The following is a 19,432-nucleotide window of genomic DNA, read 5'->3' on the forward strand; positions in this document are numbered from 1 at the left end:
AGACTGCGCGGACAACGGAGCTCCCGCCGAACGTTGATCTTGGTCGACGATGTTCTAGCGGAAGCTCCGTTGCCTTATGTCACCGGGTTGACATCACACCCACAGCCTTAACTGCCCGGCCTTGCCCATTCGGGACGTCTGGCGTCCCCAATGACCCATTCGCGACAGTGCTTCTGGGCCCGAGCGTGCGGGGGCGTGTTACGGAGCGGTTGAGGGATATCCGGCGAGTCCCAGCGTTCGGTTCCCGTATCTGGTGCGTGCCGTCCAGGCTCGTGCCGAGCGCGGCGACCTTCGCTGCGCCGAACCCGGCCCCCGAGGAGCGGCGGGGGTTCCGGCGAAGTCGGATTTCGCCGGTCGGCTCGTAGCGCGGACGGCCAGGTGCACACGCCGGAGGTCGCGGTAGTGGCCCGGGAGGGTCGTGAATGACTCATTCATGACCTCTGACGAGGTGAATGAGTCATTCACGACATCGCAGCGGCTCGCCGGTCACGTTCGCTCCGACTTTGCCGGAACCCTGCCCAGGAGCGGCGGGCGATGTCTGCGGCCGGGGCGAGCGTCGCGAGTGGGTCATTCGGGACGTCTGGCGTCCCCAATGGGTCATTCGCGACATCACCGTCGGAAGATCGTGAACGCCTCAGCCGAAGGACTTCCCCGTCCCTCAAAGCGACATCCACGGACAAAAAGCCGAACCTCAGCTGGCCTGCTGCCGAGCGTTGTCCGGCACTTCAAGCACATCCAACGGCAGCAACGGCGCCAACTCCGGCCGCTTCGGCGAAAGCCCGTCACCCATCGACTCGCCCCTCAGCTGCCGACGGATCCACGGCAGCAGGTGCACCTTTGTCCACGTCAGATCCGACCGCCGCGAGTCGATCCAGCGGGACGGCGGCGCCTCCGACGGCCACGGCTCCCGCCAGTCGCTCTCCACCGGGATCCCCAGGACCTCCGCCGACTTCAACGCGATGCGACGGTGCGCCTCCGGGGAAAAGTGCAGCCGGTCGTCGCTCCAGGCGCGGCGGTCGTGCAGGGGGCCCATTGCCCACAGGTCGACCATGCGCGCGCCGTAGCGCTCGGCGATTGCCCACAAGTGGGTGTTGTAGATCGCCACCTTGCCGCGCAGGACCGACATCACCGACAGGACCTTGGTGTCCGGGCCGTTGAACATCAGCACCGGGATGCCCGCCTCGCGCAGCTTCGCGACGCCCTCCTCCAGGCGCTCCGCCACCGCGTCGACGTCCGCGCCCGGGACGATGATGTCGTTGCCGCCGGCGCAGAGCGTGACCAGGTCGGGCTTCAGCTCCAGGGCGATCGGCAGCTGCTCGTCGAGGATCTCGTCGAGCATCTTGCCCCGCAGGGACAGGTTCGCGTACTGGAAGTCGGGCCGCCCGGCCGCCAGGATCTCCGCCAGCCGGTCGGCCCAGCCTCGGAAGGAGCCGTCCGGCAGCGCGTCGTTGAGCCCCTCGGTGAAGCTGTCACCGAGCGCCACGTAACTGTCGATTCCGTACACGTTGGGTCCCCTTCCCATCCAGCGACCGACACCCCGACATGTAGTTGTACACCACAACTAACCATCTCGCCGCACCCCCACGGCCCCTCGGGTTCAGCCTGCGGTAACAGTGTCTTATCTTGTCGGCCTTCTGCGCTTCTGTATTACGCAGTCTTCACCTTCGCTATGCCGTGAAAAAGCACACTCGGAGGTAAAACCGGCACCTGATGTGGCGAAAATCTCCCTGCGTGCGGCCGGGCGGGGCCGATCCGGCACGCTGGACACGTGTCCGGAGAACCCCGTGAGTCGCTCGCGCAGATCCTCGGCGGCCGCCGGGGCGCGCTCGACGCCAGCATCCCGCCCGTCGGTTTTGTCGCCGGCTGGCTCATCGCCGGTCAGTCCACCGCGTGGGGCGCCGGGGCGGCCATCGCCGTGGCCGTCGTGCTCGGGATCTACCGGATCGCGCGCGGCGGGAAGGTCCGGGCGCTGGTCGTCAGCCTCGCCGCCGTCGTCGCGGCCGCGCTGATCGCCCTGCACACCGGCCGCGCCCAGGACTTCTTCCTGTTGCAGCTGATGTCCAATGTGGCCAGCGCGCTGCTCTGGGCGGCCAGCATCGTCGTCCGCTGGCCGCTGCTCGGCGTGGTCGTCGGCCTGGTGCTCGGCCAGAAGGCGCGCTGGCGCCGCGACCCGGTGCTGCTGAAGGCGTATTCGCGGGCCAGCTGGGTGTGGGTGTTCGGCCAGTACACGCTGCGCGTGGTCGTTTACGGCCTGCTGTGGTGGTCCGGCCAGGTGCTCGCGCTCGGGGTCGCCCGCACGGTGCTCTCGTGGCCCCTGGTCGCCTTGACCGTCGCGGTGAGCGGCTGGGTGCTCTACCGGGCGTTGCCGCCGGAGCACCCGGGGCTGCGCCTCGCTCCCGAACCCGCCCCGGACGACGTACCCAGGACATAAGGCGGCCCCCGGCGAGGGGGGAGGGTCCGGGGGCCAACGCCTACGGTACCCGGCCTACCCGGGTTCAGTCGACGTTTTGACGTCTTCGCGCCGCGTTTTGCTCAATTTTCTCCCGGCCCGGGTCGGGGCGCCCTCTCGCCGAACGCGTCGACGGCGGCGAGCCACGCCGCGCCCAGCACCCCATCGGAGCTGGTCAGCACCTCGAGGCCGGACAATCCGCGGCGCACCAGCGCACCCACCGGACTGTCGCCGGTGAGCACCGAACCGACCAGGACAACCGGGGTCGACTCGCCGGGTTCGCGCGCGGCGAGGGCGTTTTCGACGAGCAGCGCCGCCGCGCGGGTGACGATCCCGGTCGCCGCGGGCTCGCCGGCGTCGTGCGCCGCGCTCACCAGCGGGGCGAACCGGGCGAGCCGGACCGGCGCTTCGGCGTTGGCCGCCGTGATCACCGCGCGGGACGCCGCCAGCCGCTGCGCGTCGGTCCGGACGTCCAAACCGGACGGACCCAGCGCGGCGCCGAGCACCGCGGTCGGCAAGCCGTCGAGGGGGAGGCCACGCCCCAGAGCCTCCAAAGTGGAACGAACGGCTTCGCGGCCGAGCCAGAACGCCGACCCCTCGTCACCGAGGAGCCAGCCGTACCCGCCCGCGGTGCCGGCGAGCCGGCGTTTCCGGATCCGGCCTGCGATGGAACCGGTGCCGGCGACGAGCACGGTCCCGTCCGGGGCCGATGTCGCGGACGCGTAAGCCACTTCGGCGTCGGCCACGACCCGCACGGCGGTGAGTCCGGCGCGCGCCCACGCCGCGTCGAACACCGCCGCCACGCGCACGTCGCTGAGCTTGCTGACCCCGGCCATGCCGACGACGCACGCGCGCACGTCGCGCGGGTCGTGCGCGCCCAGCGCCGCGGTGATCGTCTCGGCGATCCGGCCCGCGGCGACCTCGGGGGTGTGCGCGTTGGGGTTGGCGCCGTCGCCGCGCCCGGTGCCGAGCACGACGCCGGCGGCGTCGACCAGTGCGGCCCTGGTCGACGTTCCGCCGGCGTCGACGCCGATCGCGAAGCTCACCTCGTCTTGGTCACCTTCAGCAGGCCGCGCGGGCTGTCCGGGTCACCGCCGCGGGCGAGGGAAAGCCCGAGCGCGATCCGCTGGAGCGGCAGGATCTCCAGGATCGGCGCGAGCTCCTCGGCCGACGGCGCGACGTCGATGCGCAGCGCCGCGGGCACCTCCGAGGCGGCCGAACCGACCGCGAGGACGTCCGCGCCGCGCTTGCCGACGGCCTCGAGGACCTCGTGCATCGCCTGGCCGCCGTGCCCCTTGCTGGTCACGGCCAGGACCGCGGTTTCGCCGTTGACCGCCGCGACCGGGCCGTGCAGCAGGTCCGCGCCGCTGTACGCGCGGGCGGCGAGGTAGCTGGTCTCGGCCAGCTTCAGCGCGCCTTCGAGCGCCGAAGCGTAGGAGTAACCGCGGCCGGTGGTGAGGACGCGGTCCACGAATCGGTACCGGTCGACCGCGCGCTGCACGCCCTCGGCGGCGCCGTCGAGGGTCTGCTGCGCCAGCTCGCCGATCTTCTCGGCGTCCGCCGCCTTGCCGCCGCGCACCGCGTCGATCAGGAGGTAGAGCGCCATCAGCGTCGCGGAGTACGTCTTGGTCGCCGCGACGGCCTTCTCGACGCCCGCGCCGATGTCGATCCCGAGCTCGGACGCCGCCCGCAGCGGCGAGTCGGGCGTGTTGGTGACGGACACCGTCAGCGCGCCCTGGCGCCGCGCCGTTTCGGTGACCTCGATCAGGTCGGGAGAACCACCGCTCTGGCTGACCGTGACGAACAGCACGTCCCGCAGATCGGGGCGCGCGCCGTACAGCGTCGCCGTCGACGGGGAAACAAGACCAGCCGGAAGGCCGAGCAGTACCTCGATCAGGTACTTCGCATACAACGCTGCGTGGTCACTTGATCCACGCGCGGCGAGCAAAGCGAAGCGCGGGGGCCGTTGTGAGATCTTTTCCGCCACCCCGGCGATTTCCGCCTGACGCTCGACCAGTCCGGCCAGGACGTCCGGTTGCTGGGCGATCTCCGCGGCCATGTGCTCGCCGGGCCGTTGTTCGGTCATCATTTTCCTCTCCACCTCCGGCATTATGTACCGGACTCAGGCGGCGTCGGTCAGGTCTAGACCAATGTTAGTGGGGCGGCGCGTTTGGGGAAAAGGGTACGTTTCTTACGGGGACGTGGCGCGTATGAGGGAAGACATAGGGAGTCGGGCATGTTGGAAACCACCACCACGGGCGAGGCGGGCGCCGTCGCCGGGATGCGCGGGCAGCGCGAGCCCAAGTACTGGGCACTGAAACAGCACCTCCTCGACCTCCTGGACGTGCTGCCGCCCGGCTCGCCGATCCCGACCGAACGCGCGCTCGCCGGGGAGTTCACGGTCTCCCGCACCACCGTGCGCCAGGCGCTGGCCGACCTCACCGCCGAGGGCCGCCTGCACCGTGTGCAGGGAAAAGGCACCTTCGCGGCCGAGCCGAAGCTCGCCCAGCGGCTGCAGTTGTCCTCCTACACCGAAGACATGCGCAAGCAGGGCCTGAAGCCGTCGTCGAAGCTGCTCGAGCTCGACGAGCTGCCGGCCGAGGGTGACCTCGCGAAGCTCCTCGGAATCCGCACCGGTGCGAAAATTCTTCGCCTTCGACGGCTTCGACTGGCGGACTCGCAGCCGATGGCGCTCGAGACGTCGCACCTCCCGGCCGGCCGGTTCCGCGGGCTGCGCAAGCACATTTCCGCGGGGGGATCGTTGTACGCCGTTCTACGCGAGCAGTACGGCGTCGAGCTCGAACGCGCGGAGGAGACGATCGAGACCTCGCTCGCCGGGCCGCAGGAGGCCGAGATGCTCGGCGCGGACGTCGGCATGCCGGTGCTGATGCTGACCCGGCACTCGTTCGCGACCGACGGCAAGCCGGTCGAGTTCGCCCGCTCGGTCTACCGCGGCGACCGCTACAAGTTCGTGACGACGCTGCTGCCGTAACCACGCGGTTGACGGGCGTCTCCGCGCACGGTGGAGTGGGCACGTGACAGCCACTGAAGACACCGGGATCCGGTGGGGCACCGGGGCGGCCCGGGGCGTGCTCGCGACCACCATCCTCGGGTCCGGCATGGCGATGCTCGACGGCACGATCGTCAACGTCGCCCTGCCCCGCATCGGCGAGGAGCTGCACGCCTCCGTCGCCGGTCTCCAGTGGATCCTCGACGGTTACATGCTGGCCCTCGCGGCGCTGATCCTGGTCGCCGGCTCGCTCGGCGACCGCTACGGCCGGCGCCGCATGTACCTGATCGGCGTCGTCTGGTTCGGCGTCGCCTCCGGGCTGTGCGCGGCGGCGACGTCCACCGAGGTGCTCGTCGTGACGCGCATCCTGCAGGGCATCGGCGGCGCCCTGCTGACCCCCGGGTCGCTCGCGATCCTCCAGTCGTCCTTCGCGCACGACGCGCGCGCCCGCGCGATCGGCGCGTGGTCCGGCCTCGGCGGCATCGCGGCCGCCGCCGGGCCGCTGCTCGGCGGCTTCCTGGTGCAGGTCTGGTCGTGGCGGCTGGCGTTCCTGATCAACGTGCCGATCGCGATCGCCGTGGTCCTGATGGCGCGCCGGTTCGTCCCGGAGTCCCGCGACGAGCAAGCGACCGGCCACCCGGACTTCGGCGCCGCGGCGCTCGGCGCGATCGGCCTCGCCGGGGTGACCGGCGCGCTGGTCGAGGCGCCGGGACGCGGCATCGGCGACCCGATCGTGCTGGTCGCGGGCGTGCTGGGGATCGTCGGGCTCGCCGCGTTCGTCTTCGTCCAGCACCGCTCGCGGGAGCCGCTGGTGCCGCCGTCGCTGTTCCGCGACCGGACGTTCACCCTGTCGAACGCGCTGACCTTCGCGATGTACGCGGCGCTCGGCGGCGTGATGATGCTGCTGGTCATGCAGCTGCAGGTGTCGCTCGGTTACTCGCCGACGGCGTCCGGGCTGGCCGGGCTGCCGCTGACGGTGATCATGCTGCTGCTCTCCGGCCGCTCGGGCGCGCTCGCCCAGCGGATCGGCCCGCGCCTGCAGCTGGTCGTCGGACCGATCGTCGTCGGCATCGGGATGCTGCTGATGCTGCGCATCGCGCCCGGCGCGTCCTACCTCGGCACGGTGCTGCCCGCGGTGGTGGTGTTCGGGCTCGGCCTGGCGACCGTCGTCGCCCCGGTGACCGCGACGGTGCTCGCCGCGGCCCCGGACCGCTACGCCGGTGTCGCGTCCGGGGTCAACAACGCCATCGCGCGCTCCGGCGGGCTGCTGGCCGTCGCGGTGCTGCCGGCGGCGGCCGGGCTGACCGGGTCCGCGTACGCCGACCCTGTCGCGCTCACCGCGGGCTGGCGGATGGCCCTGGTGATCTGCGCGGTGCTGGCGATCGCCGGCGGGCTGATCGCGCTGGGCATCCACAATGGCGTCCTGGCTCCACCGTCCGAGCCGACGGCTCCGGCCGCCGACGAGTCCCCGCACCTGGGCGAGTGTTACCACTGCGGTGTCGAGGGCCCGCCGACGCACGTCCGCCGCGGCAGCCCGGTCGCCGGGTCGTAACGCCGGGCTAACCCGCGAGGACCTCCGCGAAGAGGGCCGGGTCCGCGTTGCCGCCCGAGACGATCGCGACCGTGCGGCCTTCCGGCAGCTCGGCCGCGTGGTGGAGGTACGCCGCCGTGGTCACCGCGCCGCTCGGCTCGGCCACCAGGCGGGCCTTGCCGGCCAGGACGCGCATGGCGTCGCGGATCTCGTCCTCGGTGACCGTGACCATCGTGCCGACGACCTCCTTCAGGTGCGCGAAGGTCAGCTCGGACGGCTGCGCGCGCAGGCCGTCGGCGATCGTGCGGGCGCGGTCGGCCATCGGCCAGTCGACCTGGCGGCCGAGCCGCAGCCCCTCGGCCGTGTCGCCGGCGAGCGCGGGTTCGACGCCGACGACCTTCGCGCCGGGGCAGCGCGCCTTGATCGCGACGCCGACACCGGAGGCCAGCCCGCCGCCGCTCACCGGCACCAGCACCACCTCGACGTCCGGCAGCTCCTCGGCGATCTCCAGGCCCGCGGTGCCCTGCCCGGCGATGATGGCCGCGTCGTCGTAGGGCGGCACGAGGGTCAGCCCGCGTTCGGCGGCCAGTTCGTGCGCTTTGGCCTCGTGCTCGCCGATCGGCACTTCGATCACCTCCGCGCCGTACGAGCGGGTGGCCTCCACCTTGATCCGCGGCGCGATGTCCGGCACGACGATCACCGCGGGCACGTCGAACTCGCGCGCGGCGTACGCGACCGCCTGCGCGTGGTTGCCGCTCGAGTACGCGATGACTCCGCGGGCGCGCCGCTCATCGTCGAGCGTGGCGATCGCGTTGAACGCACCACGCACCTTGAACGCGCCGATCGGTTGCAGCGACTCGGGTTTGAGCCACAGGGACCCACGCGGATCCCACGTTTGGAGCAACAGCGGCGTGCGCACGGCGACACCTTCGACGCGCTTCGCGGCCGCCTCGATGTCAGAGATCGTCACCAGTTCCATGTGCCGATTATGTCAAGAAAGTGTTCGGCCATAAGCGTCCATTATGGACAGTCGGAGTGGTGCTTCTCACGTCGCGGCAACGCGGGGAGTTTCCCGCGCGCCTTACACGTTGGACAGGGGAGAAGACTTACTACCGGATCGGGATCATGAGCAAGGAGAAAGCAGCGGCTTCCGAGTTGGACACGGCGAAGGAAGAAAAGTCCGGTCTGCGCATCGCGCAGGTGATGGCGGCGGCGCTCGCGGCGGTGACCGCGGCGCTGCTGGGCTCGACGCTCGGCGTGGCGGGCACGGTGGTCGGCGCGGGTGTGGCGAGCGTGATCACGACGGTCGGCGGCGAGATCTACCTCCGCTCGCTGCAGCGCACGCGCGCGGCCGCGCTGAAGGCCCGGCAGCTGGCGACGTCGGGCATCCGGCGGCGAGGTGGAACCGGTTCCGAAGTGGCGCTGACCGACCAGCCGACGGTCCAGCTGCCCCGGCCGGACTCACCTCCTGAGGAGGAGCCGTCCCGGCTGCGCAAACTGCGCTGGCCGTTGGTGATCGGCACGAGCGTGGTGGCGTTCGCCGTGGCGATCCTGGCGATAGTGGGGGTCGACGCGGCCACGGGCGGTCGCGTGGCGGGCGGCACCGGCGCGGGCATCGGCAAGATCTTCGGCGGCGGTGGCGGCCAGCCGGACAAAACCCCGTCGACCACCCCTTCGACGTCGCCCGAGGACACCCAGAACTCGCCGACGCCCAGCACCGAGACGACCACGGAGACCTCGGCCCCGCCGACCACATCGTCGCAGTCCCCGACCACCACGCCGACCACCCCGAGCACGACGGCCCAGCCGCCGTCGACCTCGGCGGCGCCGCCCACCAGCCAGGGCGCGGCGAGCACGCCGACGCCCTGACCGGCGACGTCAGGGCAGGCGGGCGCGCAGTTCCCGGGCCGCGGCTTCGGGGTCCTCGGCTTCGGTGATGGCCCGGACCACCACGATCCGGGACGCGCCCGCCTCCAGCACCTCCGGGAGCCGCGGCACGTCGATGCCGCCGATCGCGAACCAGGGCCGCGCCGGAGTGGCCGCCGCCGTCGAGCGCACCAGGTCGAGGCCCGGCGCGGACCGGCCGGGCTTGGTCGGCGTCGGCCAGCACGGGCCCGTGCAGAAGTAGTCCACGCCCGGCTCCGACGCGGCCGCCGAGGCCTGGCCGACGGAGTGCGTCGAGCGGCCGATCACCACGTCGTCACCCAGGATCCGCCGGGCCAGCGGGACCGGGATGTCGTCCTGGCCGAGGTGAAGCACGTCCGCGCCGACCGCCAGGGCGACGTCCGCGCGGTCGTTCACCGACAGCAGCGCGCCGTGCCGCTCGCACGCCTCGGCCAGCACCTCCAGCGCCGCGATCTCTCCCGCGGCTTCCAAGGCGCCGGTCTTGTCGCGCAGCTGGATGATGTCGACGCCGCCGGCCAGGGCCGCGTCGGCGAAGGCGGCCAGGTCGCCGCGGGACGTGCGGGCGTCCGTGCACAGGTACAGGCGCGCCGCGTCGAGGCGGGCGCGGATCTTGTCACCGGAAAGGGCGGGCATAGCGGCGACCGTACCTCGCGAGCTAGGGTGAACGAGTCCGCACGGGAGCCCGAGGCACGGGCTGAGAGGGAGCTGCCGCTCCGACCGTGGAACCTGATCCGGGTCATGCCGGCGCAGGGAGCGTGATCCCATGACGAACCTGGCAGTGGTGGGCGGCGGAGTGATCGGCCTGTCCACGGCTTGGCGTGCCGCCGGCCGGAAGCACCAGGTCACCCTGTACGACCCCGAGCCCGTCCGAGGTGGCGCGTCCTGGCTGGCCGGCGGCATGCTCGCCCCGGTCACCGAGGCCTGGCCTGGCGAGGAAGACGTCCTCAGCCTCGGCGAAGAGTCGTTGAGACGCTGGCCCGGCTTCGCGAGCGACCTCGCGGCCGACGGCGTCGACCCCGGCCTGGCCGGGCACGGGACGCTCGTGGTCGCGTTCGACAGCGCCGACGCCGGTCACCTCGACATCCTCGCGGGCTACCTGCACTCGATCGGCCGCGCGGCGGACCGCCTCACCGGCCGCGAGACCAAACGTCTCGAACCCGGCGTCGGGTCCGTCCGAAGTGGACTCCACGTGCCCGGCGACCTGGCCGTGGACAACCGAAAACTCCTCAACGCCCTGTACGCGGCCTGCCAGAAGCGGGATGTCCGGTTCGTCCGTGAACGCGTCACGGCCATCCCGGACGCCGACGCCGTCGTGCTCGCCGCGGGAGCGTGGACCGGGCGGCTGCACCCGCAGCTCGCCGACGCCGTCCGCCCGCTCAAGGGGGAGATCCTCCGGCTCAAACCCCGGCGTGGCTGCCTGCCGCCGCCGTCGCACACCGTGCGGGCCGTCGTCGAGGGCCGGCCGATCTACCTCGTCCCGCGCGGCGACCAGGAGCTCGTCCTCGGCGCCACCCAGTACGAAGCGGGCTTCGACCGGGCCGTCACCGCGCGCGGGGTGCGTGAGCTGATCGAAGGCGCCGAACGGGTCTTCCCCGCGATCACCGAGTACGAGCTGGCCGAGGTCGCCGCGGGCCTGCGGGCCGCCAGCCGCGACGCGCTGCCGTACCTCGGTGTCCTGGACGACGGCGTCTTCGCCGCGACCGGGCACCACCGCAACGGCCTGCTGATGGCCCCGGTGACCGCGGACGCCGTGGTCGCCTGGCTCGAGGGTGAGAAGCCGCCTGAAGGCACCGAAGCGGCTTCGCCCGACCGCCTGCACCAGAAGGAGCACGTGTGATGGAGATCAAGCTCAACGGGAAGTGGACGGAGTTCCCGGACGGCGCCACGGTCGCCGACATCCTCGAGGCGTCCGGCGGGCAGCGGCCCGGGATCGCCGTCGCGGTCGACGGCGTCGTCGTCCGCCGGAGCGACTGGGCGGCCACCGCCGTGCCCAAGGGCGCCGGCGTCGACGTGCTCACCGCGGTCCAGGGAGGCTGAAGTGGACGTCGAACCGCTGGTCATCGGCACTGCCAAGCTCCGGTCGCGGCTGATCATCGGCACCGGCGGCGCGGCGAACCTCGCCGTGCTCGAACGCGCGCTGGTCGCCTCCGGCACCGAGCTGACGACTGTCGCCATGCGCCGAGCCGACGCCGAAGGCGGCTCCGGCGTCCTCGAACTCTTGAAAAGGCTGGGCATCGAGCTGCTGCCGAACACCGCGGGCTGCCGCACGGCCGCCGAAGCCGTGCTCACCGCGCAGCTGGCGCGCGAGGCGCTGGATACCGATCTCATCAAGCTCGAGGTGCACGCCGACGACCGGACGCTGCTGCCGGACCCGATCGAAACCCTCGACGCCGCCGAGCGGCTGGCCGCCGACGGCTTCACCGTGTTCGCCTACACGAACGACGACCCGGTGCTCGCGCTGCGCCTGGAGGAGGCCGGCTGCGCCGCCGTGATGCCGCTGGGCGCGCCGATCGGGACCGGCCTCGGCATCCGGAATCCGCACAACATCGAGCTGATCGTCTCGCGGGCGGGCGTGCCGGTGATCCTGGACGCCGGAATCGGCACCGCGTCGGACGCGACGCTGGCGATGGAGCTCGGCTGTGACGCCGTCCTGCTGTCCACGGCGGTCACCCGCGCGGCGGACCCCGAGCGGATGGCGGCGGCGATGCGGGCGGGTGTCGTCGCCGGCCGGCTGGCCCGCGAGGCCGGCCGGGTGCCGCAGCGTTTCTGGGCGCACGCGTCGAGCCCACCCCGGTGAACCTGGTGCCTTAACGCCGAACGTGCACCGCGAACCCGTAAGGTGGACGGCACTTTCCGGCGCACCCGCGGCGGGGCAGGGCAGAAGGAGCCAGCCGTGACCAGCACCTCGGTCCAGGACGTCTCGGGCAGGCTGTACCTCGCCGTCGGGAGGCTGTCCCGGTCACTGCGGCAGGCCGGCGTGCCGGGCCCCGGCCACGGCGCGATCTCGGCGCTGGCGACGCTGGTGATCTCCGGTCAGCTGCGCCTCGGCGACCTCGCCGCGAAGGAGGGTGTCGCCGCGGCGACCATGTCGCGGATCATCGCGTCCCTCGTCGAGGCGGGGTACGTGAGCCGCGAGCCGGATCCGGTCGACCGCCGCGCGTGGCTGGCGAAAGCGACGGAAGAGGGTGAGCGGCTGGTGTCGGGTGTCCGCTCGACGCGCGTGCAGGAGCTGAACCGGCGGTTGGACCGGCTGTCGCCTGAGCACCGTGAAGCCCTGACGGCGGCGATTCCGGCGCTTGAAGCGCTGATCGCCGACGAAGACCGCTAAGCCGGCTGCCCGTCCGGCATGAGCCGCCGGGTGATCCGGCCGAACAGCTCCGCCAGCGGCTCGCCCACGTCCCGGCCGAACTCCGTCAGCCCGTAGGTGACCCGGGGCGGTGTCGTGGGCTCGACCTGCCGCCAGATCAGGCCGTCCTCGACCAGGGCGCGCAGGGACTGGGCGAGCATCTTCTCGCTGATGCCCTCGATGCTCTCGCGCAGCTCGAAGAACCTGAGGTCGTTGCTCTGCAACGAGATCAGGACCCAGATGCCCCACCGGCTCGTCACGTGGTCGACGACGTCGCGCGCGGGGCAGTCGGTGTGAAACACGTCATACCGGGCCGCGGCGGCGGTCGGGGTGAGCTGTGAGCCTCCGGTCATGTCATGAGCTTACCCAAAGGTATGTCCTTACCAGAAGTTAGCTCGGCTCCTAGCGTCGGTGACGACATCGGACGAAGGAGCTTTCATGATCGTGGTGACCGGGGCTACCGGGAACGTGGGCCGGCCGCTGGTGCGGGCGCTGGCCGAGGCGGGGCAGCAGGTGACGGCGGTGTCGCGGCACGCCGCGGCGGTGCCGGACGGCGTCCGGCACGTGGTGGCCGACCTCGCCGAGCCGGCCGGGCTGGAGCCGGCGCTGGCCGGAGCGAAGGCGGTGTTCCTGCTGCTGTCCGGCGACCTGCACGCCACCGGCGCCGACCCCGCCCGTGCCCTCGACGCGGCCGCGGCCGCCGAGGTCCGCCGGGTGGTCCTGCTCTCCACCCTGGGGGTGGTGACCAGGCCCTTCGGCACGACGCGGGTCGCGATGCGCGCGCTGGAGGACCGGGTGCGGGAGTCGGGCCTGGACTGGGCGATCCTGCGGCCGGGCGGGTTCGCGTCCAACGCCCTGTGGTGGGCCGAATCCGTCCGCACGCGGCAGGTCGTCGCCGCGCCGTTCGGGGACGTCGGCGTGCCGATCATCGACCCGGCGGACATCGCGGAGGTCGCCGCGGCCTGCCTGCTGGACGACCGGCACACCGGCGGCACCTACGAGCTGACCGGCCCCGAGGTGATCACGCCGCGCGGGCAGACGTCGGCCATCGAAGCCGCGCTCGGCACGCCCGTGCGGTTCCACGAGCTCACCCGCGAAGAGGCCAAGGCCGGGATGACCCAGACCATGCCGGGTGAGCTCGCCGACGACACCCTGGACATCCTCGGCGCCCCGAGCGCGGCCGAGCTGCGGGTCAGCCCGGACGTCGAGCAGGTTCTCGGCCGGCCGCCGCGGTCGTTCGCCGCCTGGGTCGCCCGCAACCTCGCCGCGTTCCGCTAAGCCACCTGTTCGCGCCGCAGCTCGGCGAGCTCCGCGCGGACGGCGCGGAGCTCGTCGAGGATCTCCTGGTTCGCCGCGGCCTGTGTCTCGGCCTGCTTCGCCTCTTCCTCGCGGATGTCCTGGCGCAGCTCGTCCTCCATGCCGCTGACGACGACGGCGATGAAAAGGTTCAGCACCGCGAAGCTCGACACCAGGATGTACACGACGAAGAAGATCCAGGCCATCGGTGCCTGGACCATGATCTCCTTCGCGATGTCCGGCCACGCCTCGCCGGTCATCACCTGGAACAGCGTGAACAGCGACGTGCCGAGGTCACCGAAGTTCTCCGGCGAGATGACGCCGAACAGCTTCGTCGCCATCACCCCGGCCACGAAGATGATCAGCGCGAGCAGCGCGGCGATCGAGGCCATGCCGGGGATCGCGGCGAGCAGTCCGGAGACGACCTTCCGCATCGACGGCACCACCGAGATCAGCCGCAGCACCCGGAGCACGCGCAGCGACCGCAGGACGGCGAACGGCCCGGTCGCCGGGATCACCGCGATGCCGACGACCAGCAGGTCGAAGACGTTCCAGTTGTCGCGGAAGAACGCGCCGCGGTAGGCGTAGAACTTCGCCAGCAGCTCGGCGACAAAGATGCCCAGCGCGATGTGGTCGAGCGTGTGCAGGAGGGTGCCGTAGCCGTCGATCAGCGACTTCGACGTCTCCATGCCGAGGGTGACCGCGTTGAACACGATCACGGCGATGATGAAGTTCTGGAAGCGGCGGTCGTCGAGGACCTTCGCCACCCGCTCGCGTCCGGTCAAGGCCGCCCCCTGCTGAGTTCAAGGATCAGTAAACGCAGGGATGGTAACCGGGCGGTCGCTCAGCGCTCCTCGGGTGCCAGCCGCCAGAAGGCCGAGACCGGGCCGACCTTGGCGCCCATCGGGTAGGCGTGCTCGACGGCGTGGGACACGAACCACTTGCCGTACCGCGCCGCCTCGACCACGGACATCCCCTTGGCCAGGCCCGCGGTGAGCGCCGATGCCATCGTGTCGCCCGCGCCGTGCGTGTGCGGCGTTGCGTAGCGCTGGCCGGGGAGCTCCACGAACGTCGAGCCGTCGAAGAGGAGGTCGACGCACTCCGGGTCGGCCTGCAGGTGGCCGCTCTTGACCAGGACGTAGCGCGGGCCCATCCGCTGGAGCACCACGGCCGCGGTGTGCATGCCTTCGCGGTCGTTCACGGTCATCCCGGTCAGCAGCCGCACCTCGTCGAGGTTCGGGGTGAGCACCGTGGCGCGCGGCAGCAGCTCGTCGCGCAGGGCGTGCAGGCCGGCGTCGTCGAACAGCGGGTGGCCGTGCATCGACGCCGCGACCGGGTCGACGACGAACGGGATCTTCTCGTCGTGGCCGATCCCCGCCTTGTCACACGCGGCCGCGACGGCCTCGATGATCTCCGCCGACGCCAGCATGCCCGTCTTGGCCGCGTTGACGCCCATGTCCGCCGCGACGGCCTCGATCTGCCCGGCCACGATGTGCGGCGGCAGGTCGGACCGGTCGTGCACGCCGAGGGTGTTCTGCACCGTGACGGCGGTGACCGCGACCAGGCCGTGGACCCCGCAGGTCAGGAACGTGCGCAGGTCGGCTTGCAGACCGGCGGCGCCGCCGGAGTCCGAACCGGCGATCGTCAACGCGGTGCGAGGGGTCATGGTGGTTTCCCGACTTCTGGTCTAGGCCAATCGGCCGCTTTTCCTTCATGAGCAGTCAACCACGGTGAGACATTGTGAACGTTACTCACGTTCGAAGGAGCCTGGATGAAGCTCTTCTCGGTGGCAGCCCTCACGGCGGCGCTCGTGCTCTCCGGGGCGACCGCGGCCCAAGCGGACAGCCCGAAGCTCTCCCACGTCACGACGGTCGGCGTGCACAACACGTACGACCCCGCGGCCTACGACTACCTGGCGCGGGCGCTCGACGCCGGGTCGTCGCTGATCGAGCTCGACGTCTGGCCGGACTTCTTCACCCACGAGTGGAAGGTCAGCCACTCGAACCCGTTGGGGAACAGCAACAACTGCGTCGCGGCCACCTCGGCGTCGCAGCTGTACAGCGGCGGGAAGAACAAGAACCTCGAGTACTGCCTCGACGACATCCGGATCTGGCTGGCCGCCCACCCGGGGCACACGCCGATCACGCTGAAGCTCGAGATGAAGACCGGCTTCTCGGACAACACCGGCATGGGCCCGGACGAGCTGGACGCGACGTTCCGCTCGCACCTCGGCAGCGTCGCCTTCCGGCCGAGTGAGCTGCTCGGCGGGTACAGCACCCTCGACGAAGCCTCGAAGGCGGACAACTGGCCGTCCGTGGACGCCTTGCGGGGCCGGGTGATCACCGAGATCATCCCGGGCACCGTCGAGGAGGGGAACCCGACCGACACGCTGCACACGGACGTCGAGTACGCGCGCTACCTCGTCGGGCTCAAGAACGCCGGGAAGCTCGGCGACGCGAACATCTTCCCGACCGTGCACGGCGCGGCCGGCGGTGACCCGCGGGACAAGTACACCGCCGACCTCAAGCCGTGGTTCGTCGTGTTCGACGGCGACGCCAACGCGTGGGTGACGCAGACCGGGCCGTGGTGGTACGACGCCAACCACTACTACGTCGTGATGACCGACGGGCAGAACGTCGCGCCCGCCATCGACGCCCACAACCCGACGGTCGACCAGGCCAACCAGCGCGTGGCCGACCTGGCGAAGCAGCACGCGTCGGTGATCACCTCGGACTGGACCGGGCTCACCACGGTCCTCCCGCAGGTGCTCGCCCGGGGCTAGACGGTCAGCACGAGCTTCCCGGTCACCCGGCCGGACTCACCCAGCTCGTGCGCCTTCGCGGCGTCCTCCAGCGGGAAGGTCTGCTCGACGCGGACCTTCAGCTGACCGGCCTCGACCAGCTCGACGAGGCCGGTCAGCCCACCGCGGTCCGGCTCCACGAGAATCCGTTCCGTGCGGACTTTCCGTTCCGCGGCGGCCTTTTCGACACGGTCCGCGACACCGCTGGGCACGCCGATCAGCAGGCCGCCCTCCTTGATCGCGGGGAGCCACCGCAGGTCGCTCTCTTCGCCGACGAGTCCGAAGTAGACGTCCACATCGGACGTCGTGGCGTTCCGTTCGTGGTAGTCGATCGGCTCGTCGACGCCCAGCTCGCGCAGGAACTCGTGCTTGCCCGCGCTGGCCGTGCCGATGACGTGCGCGCCGCGCGCCTTGGCGATCTGCACGGCGAGGTGGCCGACCCCGCCCGCGGCGGCGTCGACGAACACCCGCTGTCCACTCCGGACGTTCCCGACGTCGACGAGCCCTTGCCACGCGGTCAGTCCGGCCAGCGGCAGTGCCGCGGCCTCGGCGAACGAGAGCCCGGCCGGCTTGCGGACGAAGTGGCGTGACGGCGCGGTGACGTACTCCGCGTAGGCGTTGCCCGGGCGCGGGAACCACGGCATACCGAGGACTTCGTCGCCTTCGCGGACGCCGGTGGCGCCGAACCCGGCTTCCTCGACCACGCCGGCGACGTCCCAGCCGACGGTGAAGGGCGGCTCGCCGAGGAACCCGCCGCCCGCGCGGACCTTCCAGTCGACCGGGTTGATCCCGGCCGCGTGCACTCGCACCAGGACCTCCGTGGGCCCGGGTTCCGGCCGCGGTGCTTCGACGACGTGGAGCACCTCCGGCCCGCCGAGGGTCTCCTGGGTCAGGATGCGCATGCTTGTCTCCTTCGTGCTGAGGGGGTCGTCTCCTATACTCGGACGGGTAGGCACTTTTCGCCAGAAGGCACTTATCCGTAAAGTAGGTACCCGATGGAAACCACCTGTGACCAGGACGGACCCTGGGACGTTTACCTCCGCAGCTGCCCGTGCCGGGACGTGCTGGACCTGCTGGCCAACAAGTGGACGGCGCTGGTGCTCGGCGCTCTGGCCCGCAGGCCGCACCGGTTCGGCGAGCTGCGCCGGGCCGTCGACGGCATCAGCCAGAAGATGCTGACCCAGAACCTGCGCCAGTTGGAGCGCGACGGCTTCCTGACGCGCACGGTCTATCCGACGACCCCGCCGACGGTGGAGTACGCGCTCACGGACATGGGCGCGGAGGTCGGGGCGCACCTGGTGGCGCTGAGTGCGTGGTCGCAGGCGAACTTCGGCCGCATCCGCGCGGCGCGCGAGACCTACGACGGCCGGGAGCTGCTGCCCGTCCGCTGATGGCCGGCGGGGTTTCGCCGCGCGTTCACCTCACCGTCGTCGCCGCTCCCTAACCTCCGGATAACTCATCCGAACCAATTATCTGGAGGGTTCATGCGGAGACTGTTCTGCCTGGTCACGGCGTTGGTGGCGGCCGCCGGGCTGACCACCGGCGTCGCTTCGGCGGCGGCGAAAACGCCCAAAGTGCTCGTGATCGGGCTCGACGGCACGCGGTTCGACAAGCTCCTCGCGGCGGACACGCCGAACGTGCACGCGCTGGTCCGGCGCGGGTATTCGTCGCGCAGCTCGCTGTACGGCAGCGGGATGGCGCCGACGCTCAGCGGGCCCGGCTGGTCGTCGATCCTCACCGGCGTCTGGCTCGACAAGCACCTGGTGAAGGACAACGCGTTCACCGGCAACAACCTCGCGGCGTACCCGAGCTGGCTCGCGCGGGCGGAGACGGCCAACCCGGCGCTCGACACGTACGCGGCGGTCGACTGGAAGCCGATCGGCGACAAGATCCTGCGCACGGGTCAGGACCGCAAGTACGTCCTGGACGGGGACAGCGCCGGCTACGAGAACACGGACCCGCAGCTCGCGGCCGACGCGGAGAAGCACCTCAAGCAGGACAAGGCCGACGCGTCGTTCGTCTACTTCGGAGAGACGGACGAGGCGGGGCACGCCCACGGCGCCGACTCGCCGGAGTACGCGGCGACTTTGCGTTCGGACGATGCCTACATCGGACGGTTGCTGGCGGCGATCAACGCGCGTGCTTCGTCTGCGTCGGAGGACTGGCTGGTCATGCTGACGACGGACCACGGTCACACGGGCCCGGGCGGCCACGGCGGGGACAGTCCCGAGGAGCGCATGACGTTCGTGATCGCGTCGGGTGGCTCGGTGCCTGTCGGCATTCCGGCGGTGGCGCCGAAGATCGTCGACATCGCGCCGACGGTGTTGCGTCACTTGGGTCTTGCGTCTTCTTTGGACGGTTATGCGCTGGGCTCGCTTCCCGTGGATCCCTTCGATTCCGCGGTGTTGAAGTCGCGTGTGGACGAAACGGGCGTGCCCGCCTCGGTGCCGGGCTGGACGCACGACGCGCCTTCCGGGTGGAGTGTGCGGAACGCGTCGGCCATGCCCGCGGGGGTCACGGAGTGGCAGGGCTGGGCGTTCACGAACGACGACTTCTGGACGCGCACCGCGCCGGGTCAGGAGCGTGAGGCGAACGTCCGGTCGCGCGGTGTCTTCGCGGTGGCGGACCCGGACGAGTGGGACGACAAGGGCTCGCCGTCGTCGCGGGGGACGTTCGACTCTTCCCTGGTGTCGCCTTCCTTGCCGGTGTCGGGTAAGTCCACTGTGGACGTAGGGTTCGTGTCGCACTACCGCCAGGACGGCACCCAGCGCGGCGCCCTGACGGTGTCCTTCGACGGCGGCACGGAGAAGACGCTGCTGGCCTACGGCCCGGAGTCGTCGTCGGCCAACCGGGGTGGAGACGTCCTGTCCCAGCCGACGGCAACCTCGGTGGCGATCCCGGCGGGCGCGACGACGGCCCGCTTCACGTGGCGCCTGTATGCGGCCGGCAACAACTGGTACTGGGCGGTCGACGCCCCGCGCCTCACGACCCGCTGACCCCGTCGTGAGTGTTTAGGGCGGTTAGAACCGCTTGGGTTCTAGTGGCCGTTGCAACACCTGAGGTGAGAGGTGTTGCCATGACCGGAAACCGTCGTC

At 71.2% G+C, this 19,432-nt stretch carries 21 protein-coding genes and 1 riboswitch; of the genes, 12 read left to right on the plus strand and 9 right to left on the minus strand.

Annotated features, from left to right (window positions below; genetic code table 11):
• Positions 1–691: 691 nt before the first annotated feature.
• Positions 692–1,504 carry an SGNH/GDSL hydrolase family protein gene (locus ACZ63E_RS45780; protein ID WP_465342584.1) on the minus strand — a complete coding sequence of 271 codons (813 nt, stop codon included), beginning with the start codon at positions 1,502–1,504 and terminating at the stop codon, positions 692–694.
• 264 nt (positions 1,505–1,768) lie between these two features.
• On the opposite strand from ACZ63E_RS45780, the gene ACZ63E_RS45785 reads away from it, so the two are divergent.
• Positions 1,769–2,431 (plus strand): DUF3159 domain-containing protein, encoded by a 663-nt coding sequence (locus ACZ63E_RS45785; protein ID WP_465342585.1) that lies wholly within the window; start codon positions 1,769–1,771, stop codon positions 2,429–2,431.
• Between the two features lie 101 nt (positions 2,432–2,532).
• On the opposite strand, the gene ACZ63E_RS45790 is transcribed toward ACZ63E_RS45785, so the two are convergent.
• Positions 2,533–3,495: an N-acetylglucosamine kinase gene (locus ACZ63E_RS45790; RefSeq protein ID WP_465342586.1), complete on the minus strand. Its 963-nt coding sequence runs from the start codon at positions 3,493–3,495 to the stop codon at positions 2,533–2,535.
• Entirely contained in the window at positions 3,492–4,538 is a 1,047-nt protein-coding gene (locus ACZ63E_RS45795; RefSeq protein ID WP_465301703.1) for an SIS domain-containing protein, read from the minus strand. Before ACZ63E_RS45795 ends, ACZ63E_RS45790 begins: the two co-directional genes overlap by 4 nt.
• Before the next feature lie 147 nt (positions 4,539–4,685).
• Between ACZ63E_RS45795 and ACZ63E_RS45800 the strand changes: the two genes are divergently transcribed.
• Together ACZ63E_RS45800 and ACZ63E_RS45805 are read left to right on the plus strand one after the other, a co-directional pair.
• Positions 4,686–5,441 (plus strand): GntR family transcriptional regulator, encoded by a 756-nt coding sequence (locus tag ACZ63E_RS45800; protein ID WP_465301705.1) that lies wholly within the window; start codon positions 4,686–4,688, stop codon positions 5,439–5,441.
• 43 nt (positions 5,442–5,484) lie between these two features.
• A complete protein-coding gene (locus ACZ63E_RS45805) occupies positions 5,485–7,011 on the plus strand; it encodes an MFS transporter (protein ID WP_465342587.1) in 1,527 nt (508 codons plus the stop codon).
• A gap of 7 nt (positions 7,012–7,018) precedes the next feature.
• Here ACZ63E_RS45805 and ACZ63E_RS45810 read toward each other — a convergent pair whose 3' ends face one another.
• Positions 7,019–7,969, minus strand: a complete 951-nt coding sequence (locus ACZ63E_RS45810) for a threonine ammonia-lyase (protein WP_465342588.1) — start codon at positions 7,967–7,969, stop codon at positions 7,019–7,021.
• 146 nt (positions 7,970–8,115) lie between these two features.
• On the opposite strand from ACZ63E_RS45810, the gene ACZ63E_RS45815 reads away from it, so the two are divergent.
• The gene (locus tag ACZ63E_RS45815) at positions 8,116–8,859 is read left to right on the plus strand and encodes a hypothetical protein (RefSeq protein WP_465342589.1); all 744 of its coding nucleotides are present in this window, start codon (positions 8,116–8,118) and stop codon (positions 8,857–8,859) included.
• Between the two features lie 9 nt (positions 8,860–8,868).
• On the opposite strand, the gene thiE is transcribed toward ACZ63E_RS45815, so the two are convergent.
• Positions 8,869–9,528 (minus strand): thiamine phosphate synthase, encoded by a 660-nt coding sequence (gene thiE / locus ACZ63E_RS45820; RefSeq protein ID WP_465342590.1) that lies wholly within the window; start codon positions 9,526–9,528, stop codon positions 8,869–8,871.
• Positions 9,529–9,559: 31 nt separating this feature from the next.
• Positions 9,560–9,665: riboswitch (TPP riboswitch) on the plus strand.
• Here thiE and thiO point away from each other — a divergent pair.
• From thiO to ACZ63E_RS45840, 4 genes are all read left to right on the plus strand, one after another.
• On the plus strand, positions 9,659–10,732 hold the full coding sequence (gene thiO, locus ACZ63E_RS45825) for a glycine oxidase ThiO (RefSeq protein ID WP_465342591.1): 1,074 nt from the start codon (positions 9,659–9,661) through the stop codon (positions 10,730–10,732). It overlaps the preceding riboswitch by 7 nt.
• Positions 10,732–10,932, plus strand: a complete 201-nt coding sequence (gene thiS, locus ACZ63E_RS45830) for a sulfur carrier protein ThiS (protein WP_465342593.1) — start codon at positions 10,732–10,734, stop codon at positions 10,930–10,932. Before thiO ends, thiS begins: the two co-directional genes overlap by 1 nt.
• 1 nt (position 10,933) lies before the next feature.
• Positions 10,934–11,692: a thiazole synthase gene (gene thiG, locus ACZ63E_RS45835; protein WP_465301719.1), complete on the plus strand. Its 759-nt coding sequence runs from the start codon at positions 10,934–10,936 to the stop codon at positions 11,690–11,692.
• A 96-nt stretch (positions 11,693–11,788) separates the two neighbouring features.
• A complete protein-coding gene (locus tag ACZ63E_RS45840) occupies positions 11,789–12,223 on the plus strand; it encodes a MarR family winged helix-turn-helix transcriptional regulator (RefSeq protein WP_465301721.1) in 435 nt (144 codons plus the stop codon).
• On the opposite strand, the gene ACZ63E_RS45845 is transcribed toward ACZ63E_RS45840, so the two are convergent.
• On the minus strand, positions 12,220–12,594 hold the full coding sequence (locus ACZ63E_RS45845) for a winged helix-turn-helix transcriptional regulator (protein ID WP_465342594.1): 375 nt from the start codon (positions 12,592–12,594) through the stop codon (positions 12,220–12,222). The two genes, ACZ63E_RS45840 and ACZ63E_RS45845, sit on opposite strands and share 4 nt — an antisense overlap.
• Before the next feature lie 85 nt (positions 12,595–12,679).
• Here ACZ63E_RS45845 and ACZ63E_RS45850 point away from each other — a divergent pair, with 85 nt between their 5' ends.
• Positions 12,680–13,519: an SDR family oxidoreductase gene (locus ACZ63E_RS45850; RefSeq protein ID WP_465342595.1), complete on the plus strand. Its 840-nt coding sequence runs from the start codon at positions 12,680–12,682 to the stop codon at positions 13,517–13,519.
• Here ACZ63E_RS45850 and ACZ63E_RS45855 read toward each other — a convergent pair.
• Both ACZ63E_RS45855 and thiD read right to left on the minus strand, forming a co-directional pair.
• On the minus strand, positions 13,516–14,322 hold the full coding sequence (locus ACZ63E_RS45855) for an ion transporter (RefSeq protein ID WP_465342596.1): 807 nt from the start codon (positions 14,320–14,322) through the stop codon (positions 13,516–13,518). The genes ACZ63E_RS45850 and ACZ63E_RS45855 overlap by 4 nt on opposite strands.
• 59 nt (positions 14,323–14,381) lie before the next feature.
• Positions 14,382–15,203, minus strand: a complete 822-nt coding sequence (thiD, locus tag ACZ63E_RS45860) for a bifunctional hydroxymethylpyrimidine kinase/phosphomethylpyrimidine kinase (protein ID WP_465342597.1) — start codon at positions 15,201–15,203, stop codon at positions 14,382–14,384.
• Between the two features lie 105 nt (positions 15,204–15,308).
• On the opposite strand from thiD, the gene ACZ63E_RS45865 reads away from it, so the two are divergent.
• A complete protein-coding gene (locus ACZ63E_RS45865) occupies positions 15,309–16,319 on the plus strand; it encodes a phosphatidylinositol-specific phospholipase C domain-containing protein (RefSeq protein ID WP_465342598.1) in 1,011 nt (336 codons plus the stop codon).
• Here the strand turns inward: ACZ63E_RS45865 and ACZ63E_RS45870 are convergent.
• The gene (locus ACZ63E_RS45870; protein ID WP_465342599.1) at positions 16,316–17,239 is read right to left on the minus strand and encodes an NADP-dependent oxidoreductase; all 924 of its coding nucleotides are present in this window, start codon (positions 17,237–17,239) and stop codon (positions 16,316–16,318) included. The two genes, ACZ63E_RS45865 and ACZ63E_RS45870, sit on opposite strands and share 4 nt — an antisense overlap.
• 93 nt (positions 17,240–17,332) lie before the next feature.
• Here ACZ63E_RS45870 and ACZ63E_RS45875 point away from each other — a divergent pair, with 93 nt between their 5' ends.
• Both ACZ63E_RS45875 and ACZ63E_RS45880 read left to right on the plus strand, forming a co-directional pair.
• The gene (locus ACZ63E_RS45875; RefSeq protein ID WP_465342600.1) at positions 17,333–17,728 is read left to right on the plus strand and encodes a winged helix-turn-helix transcriptional regulator; all 396 of its coding nucleotides are present in this window, start codon (positions 17,333–17,335) and stop codon (positions 17,726–17,728) included.
• Positions 17,729–17,821: 93 nt separating this feature from the next.
• The gene (locus ACZ63E_RS45880; protein ID WP_465342601.1) at positions 17,822–19,333 is read left to right on the plus strand and encodes an alkaline phosphatase family protein; all 1,512 of its coding nucleotides are present in this window, start codon (positions 17,822–17,824) and stop codon (positions 19,331–19,333) included.
• Positions 19,334–19,432: the final 99 nt, after the last annotated feature.

The organism is Amycolatopsis sp. NPDC104819, from assembly GCF_055583145.1.